Origin of the sequence: Paraburkholderia agricolaris (assembly GCF_009455635.1) — a bacterium.
In the GTDB taxonomy this organism is placed as follows: Bacteria; Pseudomonadota; Gammaproteobacteria; order Burkholderiales; family Burkholderiaceae; genus Paraburkholderia; species Paraburkholderia agricolaris.
On record NZ_QPER01000002.1, the window covers coordinates 2,676,873 to 2,696,149 of the forward strand.

Genomic DNA, 19,277 nt, shown 5'->3' on the forward strand with positions numbered 1-19,277 from the left:
TCACTCTATTGGGTCAGACCCAGCCGAACACGTTCAGCACCATATCGATCAGCTTGATGAACGGGAACGGCAGCAGTATTCCGCCCAGTCCGTAGATCAGCAGATTGCGGCGCAACAGCGACGCCGCGCCCAGCGCCCGGTATTTCACGCCCTTGAGCGCCAGCGGGATCAGCGCAACGATAATCAGCGCATTGAAAATCACCGCCGACAGAATGGCCGACGAGGGCGAGCTCAGATGCATCACGTCGAGCACGCGCAGTTGCGGATAGGTCGTCGCGAACGCCGCCGGAATGATCGCGAAGTACTTGGCGACGTCGTTCGCAATCGAGAACGTGGTGAGCGAGCCGCGCGTCATCAGCATCTGCTTGCCGATCTCGACGATCTCGATCAGCTTGGTCGGATTCGAATCGAGGTCGACCATGTTGCCGGCTTCTTTCGCGGCCTGCGTACCGGTGTTCATCGCCACCGCCACGTCCGCCTGCGCAAGCGCCGGGGCGTCGTTAGTGCCGTCGCCGGTCATCGCGACGAGGCGGCCTTCGGCCTGGTGCGAACGGATCGTGGCGAGCTTCGCTTCCGGCGTGGCTTCGGCGAGGAAATCGTCGACGCCTGCTTCGGCTGCAATCGCGGCGGCCGTGAGACGGTTGTCGCCCGTCACCATGATGGTCTTGATACCCATCTTGCGCAGTTCGGCGAAGCGTTCCTTGATACCGCCCTTGACGATATCCTTCAACTCGATCACGCCCAGGCAGCGCGCGGCCCCCTCGCCGCGATCATGTTGCGCGACCACCAGCGGGGTGCTGCCACGCCGCGCGATCTCCGACACCGCCGCGGTCAGCTCCGCGGGAAACCGGCCGCCGCGCGCCTCGACGTAGTGTTTGATCGCATCGGACGCCCCCTTGCGGATCTCCCGCTCGGGCAGATCGACACCGCTCATCCGCGACTGGGCGCTAAAGGCGAGGAAGGTCGCCTGCAACGCATGCATATCGCGCTCGCGAATATTGAAGCGCTGCTTGGCCAGCACGACGATGCTGCGCCCCTCCGGTGTTTCGTCGGCGAGCGAGGACAGTTGCGCCGCGTCGGCAAGCTGTTCCTCCGTGACACCCGGAGCCGGCGTGAAAGCCGAGGCCTGCCGATTGCCGAGCGTGATCGTGCCGGTCTTGTCGAGCAGCAGCACGTCGACGTCGCCCGCCGCTTCCACGGCACGGCCCGAGGTGGCGATCACGTTCGCCTGCATCATGCGGCTCATGCCGGCCACGCCGATCGCCGACAACAGGCCGCCGATGGTGGTCGGAATCAGACACACCAGCAACGCGACCAGCGCCGTGATCGTGACCACGTGCCCTGCTTTCGCGGCCTCGACCGAGAACATCGAGAACGGCAACAGCGTTGCGGTGGCGAACAGCAGCACGAGCGTCAGCGCGACCAGCAGAATCGTCAGCGCGATTTCGTTCGGCGTTTTCTGACGCTTCGCGCCTTCGACCATCGCGATCATGCGGTCGAGGAAGGCCTCGCCCGGGTTCACGGTGACCCGCACGACAATCCAGTCCGACAGCACGCGCGTGCCGCCCGTTACCGACGAAAAATCACCGCCCGACTCGCGGATCACCGGTGCGGATTCGCCCGTGATCGCCGATTCGTCGACCGACGCGACACCTTCGAGGACCTCGCCGTCAGCCGGAATCACATCGCCGGTTTCGACCAGCACGACATCGCCTTTACGCAGTTCGGTCGCGGTTGTGATGCGGATCGGCGACTTGGGATGCGCCTCCTGCAGCTTCTTCGCCATCACGTTGTGCTTCGCGCCGCGCAGCGAAGCCGCTTGCGCTTTGGAGCGGCCCTCGGCGAGCGCCTCGGCGAAGTTCGCGAACAGCACGGTAAACCACAGCCAGAGCGCGATCGCGAGAATGAAACCGGCGGGCGCCTCGGCCTGTCCCCCGAGCGCCGCGATCCACAGAATGGTGGTCAGAATGCTGCCGACGTACACGCAGAACATCACCGGATTACGCAATTGATGACGTGGCGCGAGTTTCCTGAACGAATCGACGAGCGCCGGCCGGGCAATCGCCGGGTCGAACATCGAGCGCGCGGCATTGCGCGCCTGGCCGATGTTGCCCGGCTGATGAACCGGCGGTTGGAGTCCGTTAGTCATGCTGTCCTCTCAGTCAATGTCCCGCGACCATGATCAGATGTTCAACCACAGGGCCGAGCGCCAGCGCCGGCACGTACGTAAGTGCGCCGACCAGCACCACGGTGCCGAGCAGCAGCACCACGAACAGCGGGCCGTGCGTCGGCAGCGTGCCGGCGGTGGCGGAGATGCGTTTCTTGGCGGCCAGCGACCCGGCGATCGCCAGCACCGGCACAATCGAGCCGAAGCGGCCGAACCACATGACGAAGGCCAGCGTGCTGTTGTAGAACGGCGTATTGACCGAGAGGCCGGCGAACGCGCTGCCGTTGTTATTGGCGGCAGAACTGTAGGCGTAGAGAATCTCGGAGAAGCCATGGGGCCCAGGATTGGCGATGCCCGCCACGCCGGCTGCCGTCAGCACGGCGATCGATGCGCCGACCAGCACGAGCAGCGGCGTGAGCAGCACGGCAATCGACACCATCTTCATCTCGTACGACTCGATCTTCTTGCCGATATATTCCGGCGTCCTCCCAATCATCAGACCGGCCACGAACACCGCCAGCAACGCGAACACGAGCATGCCGTAGAGACCCGAGCCGACGCCCCCAAAGATCACCTCGCCGAGTTCAATCAACAGGAGCGGAACGAAGCCACCCATCGGCGTCAGTGAATCGTGCGTGTTATTCACGGCGCCGCACGACGCGGCGGTGGTCGCCACGGTAAAGATGCCGGATTGCGCGATGCCGAAGCGGGTTTCCTTGCCTTCCATGTTGCCGCCGGGCTGCGTGGCCGACGCTGTTTGATCGACATGCAGCGACGCATACAGCGGATTGCCGTTCTGCTCCGACGAAATCTCACCCCAGCAGGCGAGCGCGAAAGCAATCGTCATTGCCGCGAGCACGGCATAGCCCTGACGCGCGTCGCCCACCATCCGGCCGAACACCACGCACAGCGCAGCCGGGATAACCAGCATCGAGATCATCTGCACGAAGTTGGAAAACGGCGTCGGGTTCTCGTACGGATGCGCGGAATTGGCGTTGAAAAAACCCCCGCCGTTGGTCCCGAGCATCTTGATCGCTTCCTGCGACGCGACCGGCCCCATCGCGAGGGTCTGCTTGTCGGCCTTGTTGTCCACCATCACCGGGTTGCCTTTGGCGTCCTTGACGGGATTGCCCTGAGCGTCGGTCTTCGGCGTTTGATACGTCGTCACCTGCAGCGTCGGCACGTCTTCGTACGACTTGAAGTTCTGAATCACGCCCTGGCTGATCAGGACAAGCGCAATCACCGTTGCGAGCGGCGCGAGGATATACAGCGTGATACGCGTCAGATCGACCCAGAAATTGCCGATCGTCGCCGTCGTATGGCGCGCGAAACCGCGAATCAACGCGACCACGACAGCAATGCCGGTGGCGGCCGAAAGGAAGTTTTGCACCGTCAGCGCGGCCATTTGCGTCAGATAGCTGACGGTCGATTCCGGCGTGTAGTCCTGCCAGTTCGTGTTGGTCACGAAGCTGACCGCCGTGTTGAAGGCGGCGTCGGGTGTCATCGGTCCGAAGCCTTGCGGGTTCGCAGGCAGCCATTGCTGCAGACGCAGAAATCCGTACACTGCGGCCACACCGAGGGTATTGAACGCCAGCACGGCCAGCGCATAGTGCTTCCACGACATTTCGGCGCTGGGGTCGACCCCGGCGAGCTTGTAGAACGCGGTTTCGATCGGCCGCCCGAGCCGGCGCACGGCCACCGAGGAACCGTCCACCACGCCGGTCATGTAACGGCCGAGCGGTATGGCGAGCGCGATCAGCACGACGATGAAAACGCCGGGCTGAACCAGGTTGTTGAAGTTCATTCGAGAGCCTCCGCGCGCAGCAGTGCATACACGAGGTAAGCGAACAGAATCAGCGTCGAGGCCGCGGCGAGCCAGGTCATCCAGGTAGTCATGGACGGCCTCCAGGTGCGCGGTGCAACTTGTCGCAGCCCATTACGAAGGCCGCAACGAGACCGCCGAACGCAACGATTGCGATGAGATAAAGCAGATCCATGGCCCAGTCTCCACAAGGGACTCCTGTACCGTGAAATCTAGGAAAATCCGCGTAAACACAGCGTTAAGACTTAGCCGCGTTTCGTAAATATGGCGGGAGCGGAAGGCAGGGAGCGCCGCGCCGGTTTAGCGGCACGGTCCTGTCGGGAGACTTTCGGATTTTCGTACCGCCGTTTGAAATCAGGCGGTGTAAACGGACCACGCGGCAGATCAAGCGGCAGACCGCGCAGCCTATGCCGCCTGAGCCGCCTTATCGTGCGCGGCCTGTTCGAGCCAGAGCCGGCTGTCGGGAAACCAGAATGCGTCCGGGCGCGGTGGCGAGACGAGTTTCACCGGAAGGGAGGGATTGAAGATCTTCGACCAGGCGGACAGGTAAGACGGCGTCTTCACGAGAAACCCGCAATTGGCGAGCAGCAGGCTGGAAAGCAGCGCCTCGCGGCCAATCTCGAGTCCGGGATAGCCGCTGAAGTGAACGGGTGTGCTGCCGCATGCCAGGTGTTTTGCCGGTGCGACCGTGACCGGCTTGCCGAACGGCCACGCGATAAAGAAATCGATAAACGCCTGTTCGTCGCTCGATATGAAAATATGGTCGAGGTGCGGATTTTCCGCGAGCGCCGATTCCACCTGCCGGCAGAAGCTTCCCCAGGAAACCGGCACGGCCTCCAGAGTCTTGTCGGTTCCTCTGAAATGCGCGCCAAGGGTCGACGCGCCGATCCCGAGCTTGCGGCAGATCGCGTCGACTTCTTCGAGGATACGCGCGGCCGGCCGATAGTGGGCGAAGAACAGTTCGCTTGCGCTCCTGAGTTGAAGCAGGCATTCATAACGCTGACGAAAGCCCAGATGGACCAGGTCGCGAACCGTCGACGTCCTCACTTTATGGGTGACCGCAACACCCGAGGCGGGACGCACTGGTTCGAAGAAAACCGAGAACCAGTCCAGTTTCCCCTCGGCGTCGCCATACAGCCCACCGCGCGCGCTAATGCACGGGGTGAGGCATTTCTCGTCGCAATACATCAGAATAAACAGGACCATCTGCATCACGGAGAAAAACCCGGAGTTCTCCTGAATCTCGATGGAGAAAACGCCCCTGTTCAAACGTTGCCTGGCGTGAAGTGAGAGCCGGCGCGGCATGGCCACGGAATGCTTGAATCCCTCGCTGCGTCGGATCTGTTTCGCCCGATCGACCACCTTTCTCAACATGCCGACTCCTAATTAATTAGGTATTCTTTGAAATGGCACGGACCTGTTTGACTGCGAAGGAACGGACGACCCAGCATAGCATTTCAAGAAGTCAGCTCACGTAAGGTTCGGCCCGTCTTGGTGAGCTAGCGCACAAAGAATCGGTAAGGTTTTCCCTGGATCGGCATGCCGCGCCGCCAACTCAACCAGGCAGCTCGCCGGTGTATTCGTACGCAACGGTTCCTTCCGGATGCCTGAACCACCCCGGGTCGCGATAGTCGTTGCGCCCCAGCCCCTCCCGCACTTTCACGACGCTGAACATGCCGCCCATTTCGAGCGCGCCGAACGGTCCTGTGCCGGTCATCATCGGCAGGGTGTTGTCGGGTAGCGGCATTTCCATGCCACCCATTGAACCGCCCGTGCTGCCCATCGCCATGTAATCGGGCACCAGCTTGTTGATACGCTTCGCGAGGTCCTGCTGCGGCACGCCGATCAGGTTCGGCACCTGGTGCCCCATCGCATTCATCGTGTGATGGGACTTGTGGCAATGAAACGCCCAGTCGCCGGGCCGGTTCGCGGTGAACTCAATCGCACGCATCTGGCCGACGGCGACATCCGCGGTCACCTCCGGCCAGCGCGCCGAGGGCGGAATCCATCCGCCGTCCGTTCCCACCACTTCGAAATGGTAGCCGTGCAGGTGGATCGGGTGATTGGTCATCGTCAGATTGCCGACGCGAATGCGCACGCGATCGCCGGCGCGCACCGGCAACGCATCGATACCCGGAAACACACGGGCATTCCACGTCCACATGTTGAAGTCGGTCATCTCGTTCACGCGCGGCGTGAAGCTGCCTGGGTCGATGTCGTACGCGGACATGATGAACACGAAGTCGCGATCCACCCGCATGACGCCCGGGTCCTTCGGATGAACGATGAAGCTGCCCATCATGCCCATCGCCATCTGCACCATCTCGTCGGCGTGCGGGTGATACATGAACGTGCCGTGCTTCTCCAGCTGGAACTCATAGACAAAAGTCTTCCCCGGCGGAATATGCGGCTGCGTGAGACCGCCGACGCCGTCCATGCCGCACGGCAGGAGCATGCCGTGCCAGTGAACCGTGGTGTGCTCCGGCAGCCTGTTGGTCACGAAGATGCGAACCTTGTCGCCTTCAACGGCCTCGATGGTCGGCCCCGGCGCCTGACCGTTATAGCCCCACAGATGAGCACTCATGCCCGGCGCGAGTTCGCGCACCACCGGCTCGGCAATCAGATGAAACTCCTTCCAGCCGTTCTTCATGCGCCACGGCAGCGACCAGCCGTTCAACGTGGCAACGGGCATATATGGCCGCCCACCCGGCGGCGCGAGCGGTGGCTGCATCGCGGCGGTGATCATCGTGGGCGCCTCGGGCAATGATGCCGCGCCGGCCTTGCTGACCAGTGCCGCCCCCAACAACGCGGCGCCGGAGCCGCTGAGAAAATTTCGACGAGACACCATGTCATTGCCCTTCAGAATCGGTGGATGACGCTTGCGGCGCCGTGGATGCGAATGGCGCCGAGGCCATTGCGAGAGGCGGCAGACGGCCGCCGAGCCCCTGTTGCAGATCGGTTTGCGCGAGCCAGTAGTCCCTGAGCGCGTCGATCGCGCTGTTCACGGCGCCGATCTGGTCGCGCGAATCGGCGAGCAGTTCGAATACGCTCGCGAGCATGCCGTTATAGCGAAGCAGCAGTTCGTCCGAAATGGTTTTGCGGATCGGCACCACTTCGTCGCGATAGTGCTTCGCTACGTCGTAGTTCGTCACATAGGCCGAATACGATTCCCGCACCTCGGAGCGGGCATTGATCGCGGTCTCGGCGACGCGGTTCGCGGACTGTAGATAGATCGCTTCGGCGCGCGCCACTTTCGAGGCGCCCCAGTCGAAGACCGGAATCTCGACGCTGATCTCGTAGCCCTGCTCGCGGCCATCGGAGCTCGTAAAGTTGTTCTGATACCCGACATCGAGCGCATTGATGAATCGTGTTGCCCGGCTCAGGCCTAGAGAACGGGCCACGCTTTGCGTCTGCAGCTTCGCGGCCTGAATGTCCAGGCGGTTCTCCATCGCGAAGCGCTCGAGATCCGGCAACTCGGGCCGGGTTGCAGGCAGGTCGGGCAGACGCTCGGGGAGGTCATACCGGGCCTGCGAACCCCATAGGCCCATCGTACGAGTGAGTTTTTCCTGCGCGGATACGGACTGTTGCCGCGCCTTCGCCAGTTGCGCGACGGCTTGCGCGTAGAAGGCCTGCTCACGCGCGTAGTCGAGCTTGCTGAAATTGCCGGCCTGCTGCATGCGCAGCGCGAGCTCGGCACCGGCTTGCGCCGAGTCCTTCACCTGCTCCGCGTAGGCAGCCGATTGCTTCGTCGCGACGGCACCGATATAGGCACGGCGCGCGTCGGCGGCGACCTTGAGCATGGCATCCGCCGCGAGCAGCCGGGTCTGCTCGAAACGGCCGCTTTCAATGCGTGTCGCCAAGGGCAGCGTCAGCACGCTCAACAGGCCGAGCGTGAACGTGCGGCTGATGCTCAGATCGCTGCCCCCGTGTGTACGGCTGAATGTGAAGCCGGGATTCGGCAACCGTCCCGCCTGCACCAGGTCCGCCTCGGCAATGCCGAGTTCGCTGTACGAGGCTTGCAATCCACGGTTGTTCAGCAGTGCGATCTGGACCGCGTCGTCCATGCTGAGTGGCCCGGACAACAGTTCTTGCGTACGCCGGGTTACAGCGCTGCGGTTTTCGTCCGTTCTCACCAGCACGGCGTCTTTTCCAAGCCGCTGCGATGCCGTGTTGGAAACAGTGTCGAAGCCGCCGTCCTTCGAAAACGTCGTGCAGCCGGTGAGAAACACCAGCACGGTGACGGCGGCGATAAAGCGGCTATCTGGAAAGGGAGTGCGCTTCATTTCGCCGGCTCCTCGTGATGGGCGCCGTACTGGTCATCGTTGGTGCCATCGTTGGCATCATCATCAGCGTCACTGCCCGAATGCATTTGACCGTGGTTCATTCCGGCCCCGCCGGATGGACTCGCCACCGCGCGATTGAGCGCTTGCCAGCCGGGTGTTTTCTGCTCCCGGTAAGGTCGATAGTCCGCAAAGACTGACGGTACATTCACAGCAGGAACCGATGCCGCCGGATCCGCCGGATCGGGACGTGTGGGCATGGCGTGCACGAGCGCCGGCAATACTGCCGTCGCGCCGAGCAGCGCCGCAATAAACGTTCGCATTGATTTTCTCGTCGTATGCCACCTGGACGGCCGACGTGCAACGTGCGGCCATCAAGGCGAAATTGAACATCGCAGCATCACGCTGCGAAAGAACTAGACGACAGAGATTCGGGGAGGTCGCTCGATGCCGTCGGTCAGAAACGACGCGACGCGGGCTGCAGGAGGAAGAGGTACGGCGAAAGGAACAACGGCGGCGGATATCGCCGCTAACGAATCGGCCGGCAAACCACCGCCGAAACAGCAGGACGCGCAAGCCGGGCAGATGTGAGCATGATGCGCACCGCCCGGATGACTGTGATTCTGGGCCTGCACACTGGCGTCATCATGGCCGCTAGCGGCCATCATCATTTCGGCTCCGCCATGCTGATGGGTCATCTCACTGGCATTCTGACGATGCATGCCCCCCCCTTCCCCACCGATCTGCGAGGACTCGCATTTCATGGAGACGGCCGCGAACGACTGAACCGGAAGGCTCAGCGCGAGCAGCACGACGAGGAAAAGTTTGCGCCAGTAAGACATGGGTACGGAGTCTAGCACGCTGATTAAGAAGACTGTAAGGCAGGAAGCGGGTCGGCCCGGGCCATTTTTTTTGCACCCCGAGGGTTCACGGCCGCTGACAACATGAACAAGGATAGATACGCTTGACCTTCCCGCCGTGGGAAGGTCCAAGCTCAGGTTCTGACTTCACACTGGAGGTAGGAAATGGAATTCGCAATCCCGGATATGACGTGCGGCGGCTGCGCCAATGCGATTGCCCGTGCAGTGACTGGCCTCGACCCCGCGGCGAAGCTCGACGTCGATGTCGCCGTTAAAATCGTGAAGGTCGCGTCGAGCTTGCCACCGCAACGCGTCATCGAGGCAATCGAGGCGGCGGGCTTTCATGCTTCGCTCAGGACCTGAACAGAGCGCATCAGGCCATGTCTGATGCGTTGCGCGCGCCCCCTGTTCGCAGCATCATTCATGGCCGTCCGATATCCCCTTGTCCCAAACGGAACACCCAATATGAAAAACATGAAAAATCTTCGCGCATTCCGTGCCCTTTGCGTTGTGAGCGGCATGGCATTCGTTGTCGCGGCAACGCCCGTCCACGCGCAGCAGGCGGCGTCGATGCCCGGCATGGACATGTCCGGCCCGGCGGACACCGGATCGAGTGCGTCGACCCAGGCTTTCAAGGACGCCGACGAGAAAATGATGCAGGCCATGGACGCACCGACCTACACGGGCGATGCCGACAAGGACTTCGTCGCGCATATGATCCCGCACCATCAGGGCGCGGTCGAAATGGCCCAGGTAGAGCTGAAATACGGCAAGGATCCCGAGCTGAAACGCCTGGCCCGCAACATTATCAAGGCGCAACACGAGGAGATCGCGTTCATGCAGCGCTGGCAGGCGAAGCACGGCGACAAGTGACAACAGGTACGATTGCCGCCTCAACACTTTGACGTTTAGAAGTTTCAATGCCCTGCTTGACCCTCACGCAACGTCAGGTTTTAGTCTCCATGCAGGCATGAAGAAAGGAGCAATTTCGATGCTGCTGAAAGTAGGTGAACTAGCCAGGCGATCCGGCATTACGGTACGCACGCTTCATCACTACGACGCAATCGGCTTGCTCACGCCTTCTGCCCGCTCCGATTCGGGCTACCGGCTCTACAACCGCGACGACATCGCCAGGCTGCACCAGATTCAGGCGATGCGGCGGCTGGACCTGTCGCTGGCCGACATCGGAGCCTTGCTGGCCAGACCGGACTCCTCCCTCGCTTCGGTTGTCGAGCAGCAGATCGCAGCGCTGACTCGACAGATCGATCGGGCAACCGACCTGCGCGACAGGCTTTATCGTTTGCGCGGGCAGTTGATGACGGGAGAAGAACCCGATCTTGCCGACTGGCTAACCACGTTGGAGTTGATGACCATGCAAGATAAATATCTTACGCAGGAAGAGCAGAACCAGCTTCGTTCGAACAAGAGCGCCGGGGCGGCCGACTGGCCGGCATTGATTCAGGCGGTGCACGCGCTGATGGATCGCGGCATTCCTGTCGAAAGCAACGAGGCCCAGGCGTTGGCGCAGCGCTGGACCTCGCTGGTGGCCGATTACACCGGCGGCGATCCGAGTCTGCTTTCGAAGCTCGACACCATGCATCGCAATGAACCGTCGCTGCAGGTGAAAAGCGGTATTACGACTGAGTTGATGGCGTATATGACACGGGCTATCAGACACTCGAAGTTCGCGCTCTATGCAAAATACCTGTCACCGCAGGAACTGCAACGCATGCGTGACGGAGACGAGCGTTACGTCTCCGAGTGGCCGGGTCTCGTCGCGGAAATCCGGCGCGCTATGGAAAGCGGTAAAACCGCTCACGAGCCATCGGTTCAAAAGCTCGCGCTGCACTGGATGGACCTGTTCAACGATTATGTCGGCCCGGACCCGGAAACTCACCGGAAACTGCGCGCCGCCTACGAGAACGAACCCGCGATCCTGGCGGGCACGGGCATCGATCAGGCCATGCTCGCCTATCTTCGCGATGCGCTGGAGATCGCGCAGCCGCATTGAGGTGGTGCGGTGCGGTGTGGTGAGCAATACGCGGTGGGGACCATGCGCACGAACTTCATAGCGAAGTATGCGCAATGGCTTCCTCGTGGATATCGAACGCGTCCATCACCTGACTGGCGCTCACGCGCAACGCTCTGCCGCGTGTCGCGCAACATGCTTCCGATAGGCGAGTCCGGCAAGTGCGATGTCCTGCAAGCCGATGCCGACCGCCTTGTAGACGATGATGTCGTGTGCGTGGACGCGCCCCGCCGCCCTCACGTCGAGCACATCGCCCAGTTCGACGACCTCGCTCCAGTCGAAAGTGCCCGCCACGGCCTGCACCAGATCCCCGGCCTCTTCCCTTGCCTGTTCGCGCAACTCGACAACGATGCGAGCCGCGCGCGAAAGCGTCGCGTCGTCGAGTTCGCGTGTGGTCGGCAGGCTCGAGCCGATCGCCGCGATCAGCGTGCCGGACGCGAGCGCTGCGCCGTCGAACAAGGCACCGGTTGCACGGGTCGCGGTCACGATCACATCGGCGCCGCGCACGGCGTTCGCCGCGTCGGCAGGTATCGCTTCGATACCGCGCGCTCCGTAACGGCTGTTTAACCGGTCGCACAGCGCCTCCACGCCTTCGAGTCCGACAATCCTGAACGAGCACAAGCCTGTATGTTCGGCAAGCGCCTGAGCATGAGCCTGTCCCTGCACCCCCGTTCCATACAGCGCCACCGTTCGCGCATCGGCGCGCGCCAACGCGCGAACCGCGATGACCGTCGTGGCCGCCGTTCTGATGCGAGTGAGCGCATTGGCATCCAGGGTGGCGAGCAGACTGCCGTCCAGGGTCGAGAACAGCACGATCGAAAAGCTGAAGCGCCCGTTGATCGTCGTGTACACCTTCGCTCCCGTCACACCGGCATCCGGCAATACGGCGCCGAGCGTCGACAGTTTCACTGCGCCCGCCTCCGTGCGCACACGGCGCTGAACTGCCGCGCGACGTTGCGCCAATGCGCGGAAGGCCTCCTCGAGCGCAGGAATGGCCTCATCGAAATGGACCAGCTCGTCGATCTGCGCATCGCTCAAATGAATCATGAATAAGGTCTCCTTGATGCCGGTGCGGCACGCGTCAGGTTGTTATTCGACGGTTGCCGGGGCGTGCTGGAAAGTAAAACTATCCGCATACAGATGATCGATGCTCGCGCCCTGCGAGATGAACGCCCGTTTCGCATCGGCGATCATGGCCGGCGAGCCGCACAGATACGCCGCGTGCTCCGACAGATCGGCGTAATCGTCACACACTGCGTGCTGCACATAGCCGCGCCGGCCCGCCCAGCGCTCATCCGCCCGCGACAGCACGGGCACATAGCGGAACTCGTAGAGGCGCTGCGCCCATTGGGCGATCTCATCATGAAAATAGAGATCGGCCGACGTGCGCCCGCCCCAATACAAGCTCACAGGCGGGCAATCGGGATCGTCCATCAACGATTCGAGCATGGCTTTGAGCGGCGCAAGACCGGTGCCGGTCGCCACCATCAGCAGAGGCCGGTAGTCTTCCGCGTGAAGGCGGAACGTGCCCAGCGGCAGTTCCACCTCGAGGCTGTCGCCAACCTTGAGCCCGGCGATCACACGATCGGTAAAGTGGCCGCCGGGAATCTTGCGCACGTGAAAATCGATCTGCCCGCCTTCGGCCGCCGATGCCATCGAGAAACTCCGGCCGCTGCCATCTTCGAGCAGCACGTTCATGTACTGGCCCGGGCGATACCGAAGCGCGGCCTCGGCGGGCAGCATCAACGTGAGATGGGTGACATCGCGGCTCAGCGCGCGTATTCCGCTGATGCGGGCCGCGTGCCGCGCGGGCTCCGAAGCCGGAGCTCCACCGTGACCCGCACCGATCACCATGTCGCTGCGCGGCCTCGCCTGGCAGGCGAGCGCAAACCCCGCGTCGGCCTCCTCCGGCGTGAGGCCGAGTGGAAACTCTTCGTAGTCGAGCGTGCCGCCCAGCACCTTGATGCGGCACGTGCCGCAACCGCCGAACTGACAATCGTGGGCAAGCGCCACGTTCGCGCGCAGTGCGGCGCTCAGCAGCGACTCGTCGTGCTCCGCTGCGAAGCACGCGCCCGTTTCGAGTACCTGAATCTGATAAGACATGAACGCTACCTCATGACGAGATCATCCGGACGACGGGCCGTCGGCTCACTTCTTGATGTCGGCTTCCACCAGCACGCTATGGCCCTGTGCCGAAAGCAGTTCGTGCAGCGCCTGCAAGGCGGCGACCCCACACTGGGTGTCCTGCTCGCCGTTGCCGCCGCTAAGTCCGATGCCACCGATCACCTGGCCGTCGACAACGACCGGAAAGCCGCCGACAAAGGCGGCAAATTTGCCCTCGAAACTCCACTGGATGCCGAATGCTTCGTTCCCCGGCAATGCCGGGCCGTTGGGCGGCGTGGTGAAAAGATGAGTGGAACGTTTATGACCGGCGGCTGTGAACGCCTTGTTCCAGGCGATCTGCGGCCCGGTGATGCGGGCGCCGTCCATCCGCTCGAGCACCAGCGGATAACCGCCGTCGTCAACGACGCAAATCGATTCGAGCACATTGATCTGCTGCGCCCGAGCGATCGCGGCACGAATCATCTCGCGTGCCTCGGCCAGTTCCAGTCGAAATACCTGTTTCATTGTGATGTCCTCTGTATAACGAAACGGTATCGGTCAGATGCCCCGATACACCGTCTTGATCTGCGTATAAAACTCCAGCCCGCCACGGCCCGATTCGCGAAAAGTCGATGTGCTCGAACGCTTCAGGCCGCCGAATGGCGCGTTGATTGCATTGCCCGTGGTGGTGCGGTTGATTTTTACGGTGCCCGCCTCGATGTCTTCGGCGAAACGGTGCATATGGCGCGGATTGGCTGTGGCAATCGCCGCCGACAAGCCGTATTCGGTGTCGTTCGCCTTGGCAATCGCGTCTTCATAACTGGTCACCGTCACAATCGCGATGACCGGCCCGAAGATTTCCTCGCGGCAAATGCGCATCTGCTGAGTGACGTCCGTGAAGATCGCGGGTGTCACGTAATAACCGTGGTCATATTCCGGCCCGCCAAGGCGCTCGCCACCGTATAGATGCGTGGCTTCCGCCTTGCCCGACGCGATGTAGGCCAGCACGGTGTCGAGTTGCTTCTGCGTTGCCAGCGGACCGAGGTCCATGCCCGGTGTGCGGCCGCTGCCGATCTTGAGTTGCTTCACCTTGGCCAGTAACTTGTCGGTGAATGCCTCGCGCACGTTCTGCATCACGAGCACGCGACTCGTGCCGGTGCATGCCTGACCCGTCAGCGAGAAGCCGCCCTTGATCGTGAGATCGACCGCGCGGTCCAGATCGGCGTCGTCCATCACGATGAGCGGGTTCTTGCCGCCCAGCTCCATCTGGGTGCGCGTGGTGAGCGGCACCGCACGGTGAATCTGTTCGCCCGCCGCGGTGGAACCGGTAAACGACACCGCCCGCACAACCGGCGCTTCGGTCAGCGCCGCGCCGATTTCCGATGCGCGCCCCGTGATGTAGTTGAGCACGCCAGCGGGAATGCCCGCCTGCACCAGCGCTTCGGTGAGCCGGTAGCCGATCAGCGGCGCATCGGACGAAGGCTTGAAGATCACCGTGTTGCCCGCAATCAGAGCCGGCGCGATCTTGCGTGCCGGAATCGAGATCGGGAAATTCCACGGTGTAATGACTGTCACCACGCCGAGTGGTTCGCGCTGCGTATGAACGGTCATGTCGGGGTCGTCGCTCGGGAAGGTCTCGCCGGAAAACGACTGCCCCTCCACTGCATAGAAGCGCAGCACCTGCGCGGAGCGAAGAATCTCGTCCTTGCTCTGCGCGAGCGGCTTGCCCTCCTCGCGGGTGAGTTCTTCTGCGAACACGTCTGCATGGTGTTCCAGCCATGCTGCCGCGCCAGTCAGGACCTTCGCGCGCTGCACGACCGGCGTGCGCCGCCAGGCTGCAAAAGCGCCCGAAGCCGCAGCGAGCGCCGCGTTGGCATCGTCGAGCGTCGATGCCTGAAAGCGGCCGACAATGTCGCGCGTGTCGGCGGGATTCACGTTAGCAAACGTGCGGCCACTGAGGCTCGCGGTCCATTCGCCCGCGATGTGATTCCTGAACTCGGATGTTGCCGGATTGCTCATGACGGATACCTGTACGGATGCTGCGACGGCGATCAGGCGATCGCACTGCCGCAACGGGTGCTTACAGAAAAGCGGTGCAAGAACGTGATGCCTGCGCCGCAGTACGCTCAGCTCGCCAGCGCGAGTTCCGGCAGCGCCAGATCCTGTTCGACGTAGTCGTAATAGAGCGCGGTGGTGTAGAGCAGACGCATCTGCGCACCGATCTCGCAGATCTTCAGGCAGCGCTGCTGCAACTCGGGCGTATTCGCCTGTTCGAGCACGATCTGGTAACCGCGCTCACCGTGAATCTCGTCCGACACAATGTGCAGATCGAAGAACTCCACCTCTTCGTCCGTGAAGTGATACTTCTCACGCAGCGTGGGTGTCTGCTTGCGATAGATCGACGGCACCTGCGATTCGAGCCCGACCACCAGCGCCGCCACCGCGACGATCGGATCTTCACGCATTGCCACGGAATAGCACCATGCCTGCAAACCGCGCGTGGTCGGCGACATGTTGTCCGGGTCGACCACGCGTTCGCGCGTCGTGCCGCACGCCTCGGCAAAGCGGATCAGCAGATCGGTATGACGGTCCCCGCCAATCTCCTCTTCGTACATGTTGGCAAGCAGGAAATCCTTCGCCTCGGTGAGGTGGTCCGGCGTGCGCGCGTAGATGTAGGCCAGGTAGTCAGCAAAGGGGCCGACGTAGTGATAGTGATTTTCGGCCCATCGCGCGAGATGGGCACGGCTCAGCTTGCCGCTCGCCCACGCGATGCTGAACGGCGCCTTGTTTGCACTCTTGCCTTTGATGGCCTCCTCGAGTGCGGTGCGGAATTCATCACGGTTCATCAATTCAGCCATTTCAAGCTCCTGACAGATAGGAAACAAAGGTTTGCGGACGAAGGCCCGGATGCCGTCGGGCACGGGAAATTTGTGGATTAAGTTTAGCGCCGCATATGGATACTGTATACCGTTTTATTTTGACTGAGTAGCACCCGATGTACGCGCCATCCGTCGATCGGGTCAAACAAACCTGGCTCAGCCCTGCTCCATACGGCATGCAGAGAACCTGCAAGGCAACAGGACTCTCATCCTTTGCTTTGGTCGCAGTGTGCCGCCAAGCAATTTCGGTATACTATATCCCAATCATTCAACTACAATCGGCACTGGCGAATGTTTTCGATGCATCGAGCGCACCGCCGGTCAGTGATTCATGGAGAGAGCGTCATGCCAATAGTCGTATTTCACCGGAACGGCGAGGTTCATCGGGGCGAGGTCAAGGAGAACACCAACCTTGTCGTCCGCGCCGGCATCAAGCAATTCCCTTATCCGCATCTGCGTTACGAATGTGGAATGGGCAAGTGCTCGAAGTGCGCCTGTCTCGTGCTTGGAGGCGCGGAGCATCTGCCGCCCCCCAACTGGAAAGAGAAGAAGCAGTTGGGCGAACGGCTGGCACAAGGCTATCGACTTGCGTGCCAACTCTGGATCGAGCACGACATCGAACTCGTGCAGGGCGATCTCGAAGCAGCATGAACCAACACGCCGGGGCAACCAGCATGTACGTCATCCTGACCAGTAAGCCAGGCCAATACCGGAGCGAAGCGGTAGAAAACATCGTGACACTCGACACCTATGACTATGTCTACTGTGGACGGCATATTGCGACCCACGTGATCGCCGCGCTGAGCGCGGAGACAAAGATCAAGGTGATCGACGAAACCGAGCCGCCCGTCGTCAATCTTGTTCCAACCAGATTCCTTGAAAAATTCGCGACGCGCGATGCCGCACTCAAAGCACTGCAGCATCTCGCGGGCCACGGCAACGCCGAAGCGCAGCTGATTCGGCGGTAACAGCGGCGCCGCCCCGGTTCCGCACAGCAAACGAAACACAGGTCTCCGAATGATCCAGATCACTTTCCTCAGCAACGACAACAAGTCGGTCAACGCGCCGCCCGATAGCAATCTGCTGCGCGTGTCTTTACGCGAAAAAGGCGGTATTCCGTTCAAATGCGGCGGCGGTCTGTGCGGCACCTGCAAATGCAGGATCGAAAGCGGTATCGAGCACACCGACAGCGTCAAGGACAAGGAAAAACGTCATCTCAGCGAAGCGGAAATCGAGAATGGTTACCGCATGGCCTGCCAGACGTTCGTCAATGGCGATATCAGCGTGTCCTGGTAAAACCTCCTTAACGAATAGTCCTGTGCACCGGTCGCCGGCGCGCAGGACTTTCGGCGCCGCCAGCGCGGCGCGATCGACGCCCGGTCCGCTACCAGATCACGATTGCGACCAGCGTTGAAATCAGCAATCCCGCCACCACCGGCACCAGCAGATGACGCACGGCCTGCAACACCGGCACCCGCGCGAAGCTCGCCACCGCGGCAAGCGCGGACCACGCAGTGAGCGTCTTGCCCGTCCACACCGATCCCATCTGACCGATCGCCGCCAGCGTCGACACATCGAAACCCACCGTACGGCCCAACGCACCGGCCAACGCGCCCGTCAACGGCAAGCCTGCGAACCCCGAACCGTCGATACCCGTGACCATCCCGGCAAGGAGAATCCCGTACGAGACAAAAAATGCGTTGTGCGGGATGTAGACCTCGCCCGCCTTCACCAGATCGGCAAGCAGGCCGGGCGCCGCCGTGCCAGCCGGTAAGCCGAGAATCGGTGCTGCCGTGCCTGCGACGCCGATGAAGAAGAACCCAGCGATCGGCAGCACCGAACTCATCGCTCGAAACGAGAAAACAAAACCTTCCGTGACGTGCTCGGCGGTACTGCGGCAGATCGATCGATAATCGCGCGCGGCGGCGACAGCCACCATCAGCAACGCCGACACGCCACCGACCAGCGCCGCCGCTGCCGCTCCGCTCGCACCCTTGAAGCCGGGTATGACATGCGGCAACACCATATAGGCCACGATCGCGAGGAAGGAGACCGGAATGACGATCGCAAAGCACTTCGACCACCATTCCTGAGTGGGCGTGAGCAGATCGCGCGCCGTCATGCCCATACGCGAAGTCGTCTGGATTCCTGACTGACCACCGTCGCCCACGGAGGCATGTTGCAACTTGCCGCGCCGAATGCGCGCGCGGCTCGGCGCAGCCACCACGACCACCGAATTGGCCGTGACCTGGGTTGCTTCCCAGCGTTCCAGATGCCGCGCGTCAGGTGTCTGGATCTGTTTGCGGATCTTGAGGTATGCGATCAGAAACGCGACGCCACCGGTAATCAGCGAAAGCAACAGCGCCTTATCGGCAACCGCCGGCATCGCAACCGCTGCGGCCTTCGCGCTGATGCCCGGAGCGACCTTGATCACATAGTCCGAAGACAGTGCCGTGCCGAGCCCAGCGATGCCGATGCACAGCGCCGCGCCAAGCGGCGGCACGCCCGCGTAAATGGCCGCCGGCAACAGGATGCCCGCGATCAGCGGCACTGCGGGCGTAGGCCAGAAGAACAGCGACAGGATATAGCTGACGAAACCCAGCACGAAGAAGCCAACGTGCCCATTGACCATGACGGCCCGGAATGGCTGAACCATCTTGATGTCGGCGTTGATCCGCTTGAGCGCATTGAGTAACGCCGTCATCAACGAGATCACGAGGAAGATATTGAAGAGCTCCCGGGCGGCGGTGAGCGGCGCGAAGAAGACCGCCTCCAACGCGGCGGACACGTGTCCGGAAAAGGCCAGCACCGTCGCAAAGGTGGCGAGGATGGCGGGCGCGACGACATTGGCCCTGAACACGAGGGTCGCAATGATGGCGACAACCCCGCACAGATAGACCCAATGCGCCGAGGTAAGGACGACGTGAGATTCCATTACTTCTCCTGATAGCGCGAGCGGCTGGCGTGAGCAGATTGTTGAAAGGTTTGAGAGACTCGTTGGTATACTATGTACTGTACTGAGTAAGAGCAACGGCGATGAGCACGGCGTTTACCCGGACGAACTCTATTCATTGATTGTTGAAAGTACAATGTATACAAAAATAGCGAGTAAATTCTTACGCATTTCCAATCCGCTC

At 61.9% G+C, this 19,277-nt stretch carries 20 protein-coding genes; 6 read left to right on the forward strand and 14 right to left on the reverse strand.

What is annotated here, in order from left to right; translation table 11 throughout:
- Nucleotides 1–13: 13 nt before the first annotated feature.
- The 8 genes from kdpB to GH665_RS33285 form a co-directional block, all read right to left on the reverse strand.
- Nucleotides 14–2,149, reverse strand: a complete 2,136-nt coding sequence (kdpB, locus tag GH665_RS33250) for a potassium-transporting ATPase subunit KdpB (RefSeq protein ID WP_153141343.1) — start codon at nt 2,147–2,149, stop codon at nt 14–16.
- Between the two features lie 13 nt (nt 2,150–2,162).
- Nucleotides 2,163–3,971, reverse strand: coding sequence for a potassium-transporting ATPase subunit KdpA (gene kdpA / locus GH665_RS33255; protein ID WP_153141344.1), 1,809 nt, complete (start codon nt 3,969–3,971; stop codon nt 2,163–2,165).
- On the reverse strand, nt 3,968–4,063 hold the full coding sequence (gene kdpF / locus GH665_RS33260; RefSeq protein ID WP_028193906.1) for a K(+)-transporting ATPase subunit F: 96 nt from the start codon (nt 4,061–4,063) through the stop codon (nt 3,968–3,970). Before kdpF ends, kdpA begins: the two co-directional genes overlap by 4 nt.
- A gap of 331 nt (nt 4,064–4,394) precedes the next feature.
- Entirely contained in the window at nt 4,395–5,363 is a 969-nt protein-coding gene (locus GH665_RS33265) for an O-fucosyltransferase family protein (RefSeq protein WP_153141345.1), read from the reverse strand.
- A 181-nt stretch (nt 5,364–5,544) separates the two neighbouring features.
- Nucleotides 5,545–6,837, reverse strand: a complete 1,293-nt coding sequence (locus GH665_RS33270) for a copper oxidase (RefSeq protein ID WP_153141346.1) — start codon at nt 6,835–6,837, stop codon at nt 5,545–5,547.
- Nucleotide 6,838: 1 nt separating this feature from the next.
- The gene (locus tag GH665_RS33275) at nt 6,839–8,272 is read right to left on the reverse strand and encodes a TolC family protein (RefSeq protein ID WP_153141347.1); all 1,434 of its coding nucleotides are present in this window, start codon (nt 8,270–8,272) and stop codon (nt 6,839–6,841) included.
- Nucleotides 8,269–8,592, reverse strand: coding sequence for a hypothetical protein (locus GH665_RS33280; RefSeq protein WP_246216445.1), 324 nt, complete (start codon nt 8,590–8,592; stop codon nt 8,269–8,271). The genes GH665_RS33275 and GH665_RS33280 overlap by 4 nt, the downstream gene beginning before the upstream one ends.
- Nucleotides 8,593–8,685: 93 nt before the next feature.
- On the reverse strand, nt 8,686–9,111 hold the full coding sequence (locus GH665_RS33285) for a hypothetical protein (protein ID WP_153141348.1): 426 nt from the start codon (nt 9,109–9,111) through the stop codon (nt 8,686–8,688).
- 183 nt (nt 9,112–9,294) lie between these two features.
- Here GH665_RS33285 and GH665_RS33290 point away from each other — a divergent pair, with 183 nt between their 5' ends.
- The 3 genes from GH665_RS33290 (at nt 9,295) to GH665_RS33300 (ending at nt 11,140) form a co-directional block, all read left to right on the forward strand.
- Nucleotides 9,295–9,492 (forward strand): heavy-metal-associated domain-containing protein, encoded by a 198-nt coding sequence (locus tag GH665_RS33290; RefSeq protein ID WP_046571345.1) that lies wholly within the window; start codon nt 9,295–9,297, stop codon nt 9,490–9,492.
- 111 nt (nt 9,493–9,603) lie between these two features.
- Complete coding sequence (gene copM / locus GH665_RS33295) at nt 9,604–10,002, forward strand: CopM family metallochaperone (protein WP_153142416.1); 399 nt, start codon at nt 9,604–9,606, stop codon at nt 10,000–10,002.
- A 118-nt stretch (nt 10,003–10,120) separates the two neighbouring features.
- Nucleotides 10,121–11,140, forward strand: a complete 1,020-nt coding sequence (locus tag GH665_RS33300) for a MerR family transcriptional regulator (RefSeq protein WP_153141349.1) — start codon at nt 10,121–10,123, stop codon at nt 11,138–11,140.
- Between the two features lie 120 nt (nt 11,141–11,260).
- On the opposite strand, the gene GH665_RS33305 is transcribed toward GH665_RS33300, so the two are convergent.
- The 5 genes from GH665_RS33305 to GH665_RS33325 form a co-directional block, all read right to left on the reverse strand.
- Nucleotides 11,261–12,205 carry an ornithine cyclodeaminase family protein gene (locus GH665_RS33305; protein WP_153141350.1) on the reverse strand — a complete coding sequence of 315 codons (945 nt, stop codon included), beginning with the start codon at nt 12,203–12,205 and terminating at the stop codon, nt 11,261–11,263.
- A 42-nt stretch (nt 12,206–12,247) separates the two neighbouring features.
- A complete protein-coding gene (locus GH665_RS33310) occupies nt 12,248–13,261 on the reverse strand; it encodes a 2Fe-2S iron-sulfur cluster-binding protein (protein ID WP_153141351.1) in 1,014 nt (337 codons plus the stop codon).
- Nucleotides 13,262–13,306: 45 nt separating this feature from the next.
- Nucleotides 13,307–13,786 carry a GlcG/HbpS family heme-binding protein gene (locus tag GH665_RS33315; protein WP_153141352.1) on the reverse strand — a complete coding sequence of 160 codons (480 nt, stop codon included), beginning with the start codon at nt 13,784–13,786 and terminating at the stop codon, nt 13,307–13,309.
- 33 nt (nt 13,787–13,819) lie between these two features.
- Nucleotides 13,820–15,280: an aldehyde dehydrogenase family protein gene (locus GH665_RS33320; protein ID WP_153141353.1), complete on the reverse strand. Its 1,461-nt coding sequence runs from the start codon at nt 15,278–15,280 to the stop codon at nt 13,820–13,822.
- 107 nt (nt 15,281–15,387) lie between these two features.
- A complete protein-coding gene (locus tag GH665_RS33325; protein ID WP_153141354.1) occupies nt 15,388–16,119 on the reverse strand; it encodes an iron-containing redox enzyme family protein in 732 nt (243 codons plus the stop codon).
- Nucleotides 16,120–16,485: 366 nt separating this feature from the next.
- Here GH665_RS33325 and GH665_RS33330 point away from each other — a divergent pair, with 366 nt between their 5' ends.
- The 3 genes from GH665_RS33330 to GH665_RS33340 are packed head-to-tail and all read left to right on the forward strand — an operon-like array spanning nt 16,486 to nt 17,436.
- On the forward strand, nt 16,486–16,791 hold the full coding sequence (locus GH665_RS33330; protein WP_153141355.1) for a 2Fe-2S iron-sulfur cluster-binding protein: 306 nt from the start codon (nt 16,486–16,488) through the stop codon (nt 16,789–16,791).
- A complete protein-coding gene (locus tag GH665_RS33335) occupies nt 16,788–17,108 on the forward strand; it encodes a hypothetical protein (RefSeq protein WP_246216446.1) in 321 nt (106 codons plus the stop codon). The genes GH665_RS33330 and GH665_RS33335 overlap by 4 nt, the downstream gene beginning before the upstream one ends.
- Before the next feature lie 49 nt (nt 17,109–17,157).
- Nucleotides 17,158–17,436: a 2Fe-2S iron-sulfur cluster-binding protein gene (locus tag GH665_RS33340; protein ID WP_153141356.1), complete on the forward strand. Its 279-nt coding sequence runs from the start codon at nt 17,158–17,160 to the stop codon at nt 17,434–17,436.
- Between the two features lie 88 nt (nt 17,437–17,524).
- Here the strand turns inward: GH665_RS33340 and GH665_RS33345 are convergent, their stop codons facing one another.
- Complete coding sequence (locus tag GH665_RS33345; protein WP_153141357.1) at nt 17,525–19,075, reverse strand: hypothetical protein; 1,551 nt, start codon at nt 19,073–19,075, stop codon at nt 17,525–17,527.
- Between the last annotated feature and the right edge of the window lie 202 nt (nt 19,076–19,277).

Coding starts and splice junctions, on each gene's coding strand:
- GH665_RS33335 (WP_246216446.1), top strand. CDS start 16,788: ATGAACCAACACGCCGGGGCAACCAGCATGTACGTCATCCTGACCAGT.
- kdpA (WP_153141344.1), bottom strand. CDS start 3,971: ATGAACTTCAACAACCTGGTTCAGCCCGGCGTTTTCATCGTCGTGCTG.
- kdpB (WP_153141343.1), bottom strand. CDS start 2,149: ATGACTAACGGACTCCAACCGCCGGTTCATCAGCCGGGCAACATCGGC.
- GH665_RS33280 (WP_246216445.1), bottom strand. CDS start 8,592: ATGCGAACGTTTATTGCGGCGCTGCTCGGCGCGACGGCAGTATTGCCG.
- GH665_RS33315 (WP_153141352.1), bottom strand. CDS start 13,786: ATGAAACAGGTATTTCGACTGGAACTGGCCGAGGCACGCGAGATGATT.
- kdpF (WP_028193906.1), bottom strand. CDS start 4,063: ATGACTACCTGGATGACCTGGCTCGCCGCGGCCTCGACGCTGATTCTG.
- GH665_RS33290 (WP_046571345.1), top strand. CDS start 9,295: ATGGAATTCGCAATCCCGGATATGACGTGCGGCGGCTGCGCCAATGCG.
- GH665_RS33325 (WP_153141354.1), bottom strand. CDS start 16,119: ATGGCTGAATTGATGAACCGTGATGAATTCCGCACCGCACTCGAGGAG.
- GH665_RS33285 (WP_153141348.1), bottom strand. CDS start 9,111: ATGTCTTACTGGCGCAAACTTTTCCTCGTCGTGCTGCTCGCGCTGAGC.
- copM (WP_153142416.1), top strand. CDS start 9,604: ATGAAAAATCTTCGCGCATTCCGTGCCCTTTGCGTTGTGAGCGGCATG.
- GH665_RS33265 (WP_153141345.1), bottom strand. CDS start 5,363: ATGTTGAGAAAGGTGGTCGATCGGGCGAAACAGATCCGACGCAGCGAG.
- GH665_RS33330 (WP_153141355.1), top strand. CDS start 16,486: ATGCCAATAGTCGTATTTCACCGGAACGGCGAGGTTCATCGGGGCGAG.
- GH665_RS33270 (WP_153141346.1), bottom strand. CDS start 6,837: ATGGTGTCTCGTCGAAATTTTCTCAGCGGCTCCGGCGCCGCGTTGTTG.
- GH665_RS33310 (WP_153141351.1), bottom strand. CDS start 13,261: ATGTCTTATCAGATTCAGGTACTCGAAACGGGCGCGTGCTTCGCAGCG.
- GH665_RS33275 (WP_153141347.1), bottom strand. CDS start 8,272: ATGAAGCGCACTCCCTTTCCAGATAGCCGCTTTATCGCCGCCGTCACC.
- GH665_RS33320 (WP_153141353.1), bottom strand. CDS start 15,280: ATGAGCAATCCGGCAACATCCGAGTTCAGGAATCACATCGCGGGCGAA.
- GH665_RS33300 (WP_153141349.1), top strand. CDS start 10,121: ATGCTGCTGAAAGTAGGTGAACTAGCCAGGCGATCCGGCATTACGGTA.
- GH665_RS33305 (WP_153141350.1), bottom strand. CDS start 12,205: ATGATTCATTTGAGCGATGCGCAGATCGACGAGCTGGTCCATTTCGAT.
- GH665_RS33345 (WP_153141357.1), bottom strand. CDS start 19,075: ATGGAATCTCACGTCGTCCTTACCTCGGCGCATTGGGTCTATCTGTGC.
- GH665_RS33340 (WP_153141356.1), top strand. CDS start 17,158: ATGATCCAGATCACTTTCCTCAGCAACGACAACAAGTCGGTCAACGCG.